Origin of the sequence: Extibacter sp. GGCC_0201, from assembly GCF_017566055.1 — a bacterium.
Lineage (GTDB): Bacteria > Bacillota > Clostridia > Lachnospirales > Lachnospiraceae > Extibacter.
The window spans coordinates 1-227 of record NZ_JABFCH010000132.1 but is presented as its reverse complement, the minus strand read 5'-3'; the positions used below and the strand labels follow the sequence as shown (position 1 = coordinate 227).

Annotated in this window: 1 protein-coding gene; it reads right to left on the bottom strand. The window is 67.4% G+C overall.

The annotated features are described in order from the left end of the window. On the bottom strand, positions 1-227 hold a 227-nt coding region (locus HJV72_RS18990; protein ID WP_208073428.1), incomplete at both ends, for an AAA family ATPase.

Sequence of the window (227 nt, the reverse complement as noted above, 5' to 3'; positions counted from 1 at the left end):
CGGATCGGGAAGCGGCCTTGCAGCTCCGGAATCAGGTCGCTGGGCTTGGCCAGATGGAACGCGCCGGAGGCGATGAACAGGATGTGGTCGGTCTTGACCGCGCCGTACTTGGTGCTGACGGTCGAGCCTTCGACCAGCGGCAGCAGGTCGCGCTGCACGCCTTCGCGGCTGACGTCGCCGCCGCTCATGCCGGCTTCGCTGCGCTTGGCGACCTTGTCGATCTCGTC